General features: G+C 64.9%; 2 protein-coding genes. Both read right to left on the reverse strand.

Translation table 11 applies throughout. The features are described from left to right. Positions 1 to 579 (reverse strand): hypothetical protein (locus L6D64_RS28090; RefSeq protein WP_236192662.1); only part of this gene is annotated, 579 nt, incomplete at its 3' end. A gap of 68 nt (positions 580 to 647) precedes the next feature. Further along, on the reverse strand, positions 648 to 1,465 hold an 818-nt coding region (locus L6D64_RS28095; RefSeq protein WP_236192663.1), incomplete at its 5' end, for a phage minor head protein.

The raw sequence follows: 1,465 nt of genomic DNA on the forward strand, positions 1-1,465 counted from the left end.
CAGGCCACCGGCAGCCCCGCCGCCACTGGCCTGCGAGCCGCGCACCAGGGAGGCGTAGCGCGGCTCTTTCTGAAACTCTTTGCCGAGGTCTTCCAGCGTGGAGACCGTGAGGTTCCCGCTGGCATCGGTGACACGTACCTGGCCATCGACAATGCGCAGCCGGCGCTCGAGGAATTCGGCCAGGATCTCGGCGTTCGGGCCGTCAGCGATCTGCGCCGCGACCTTCGAGGCCGCACCGGTCAGGTCGCGCTTCTCGATGCCGGCCTGCAGGTCTGCCAGCTTCTGGCGCTCGGCGGCCAGGGCTTGCTCGCTGCTGGTGTACAGCGACTCGTAGTCGCCGCGGGCCTTGGCTGCGTCCAGCTCTTTCTGGGTCAGCTGCTCTTGGGCCTCACGCGCCTTGCGCTTGGCTTCCTTCGCTTCGTCCAGCAGGGTCTGGTTCTGGCGCTTGAGGCCTTCAACATCCTCGCTTTGAGGGAGTCCCTCGACCGCGAGGACGTAGTTTTCACCCTGGGCCTTGTAGAGCGCCTGCAGGGCTGGGTCCAGCGCGTCGAATGCTGCTTTGTCGATCAGGTATTTCATGTCATCCCCCGGATGATTTGCCGTTGGCTCAGCCTCGGGCGTAAAAAAACCGGCTCATGGCCGGCTGTTCAAAGTCCTGCACGCTCGAAAGCGAGCGGTTCAAGCTGCCTCAGCTCGTCCAACGTGATCTGCTTGCCGTTCTGGTCCACGAACTTGTCCAGGGTCAGCTCGCCCTTGCTGAACAGCTTGTAGCGGGCCGGCCCGAGGACATCGATCTGGAACGCGGCAGGCTGGCGGGCGAGCCACTGCTGGTAGGTGGTCTTGCTCGATACCTGCTCAGCACCGTCTGGCCCGACTGCCGGCCTGACCGAGCCGGGAATCTCACGCTCGAACTCAGGCTTGAGCACCGGGATCTCGGACGTTCGGCAGTTCCAGTGGAACGGAGGCGACGGCGCGCTGAATGGCACCACCGTGTTGTCGATCGAGCGGCAGAACGGCGATGTGCGCCCGTCCAACGTGGCGATGCGGCGCTTGCCGGCCAGGATGTCGTCGTTGGCCTTGAACGTCTCCGCCCGCGCTGTACTGGCCACATGGTTGGTCATGGTGCGCACCAGCGCCGATGCCTGATCCTGCTGCAGCTGGTGCATGCTGGTGAGGCGCCGGGTGATCTGCTGGCTGGTCTCACCCAAGGCAGAGCCGATCTGGATCTCCCCCACAATCTGCGCTGACTTGGCAGTGCCGAACTGGTCCAGCGCTCCGGCGATGCTGATGCGCTGCACCCCTGCCCGTGCCTCAAGCTGCATTGGCTCAGCGAGCGCAGCAGCGGCAACCAGATCGGCGGCCGGCACTTGGGTCTGGACCACGGCGGTGACCACCTGCCCCAGCATGCGAGCGCTGAACGATGCCTCATATCCAGCGAACTCTCCCAGATCCAGCATGGACTGGC

Source organism: Pseudomonas urethralis, from assembly GCF_021602465.1.
Taxonomy (GTDB): domain Bacteria; phylum Pseudomonadota; class Gammaproteobacteria; order Pseudomonadales; family Pseudomonadaceae; genus Aquipseudomonas; species Aquipseudomonas vlassakiae.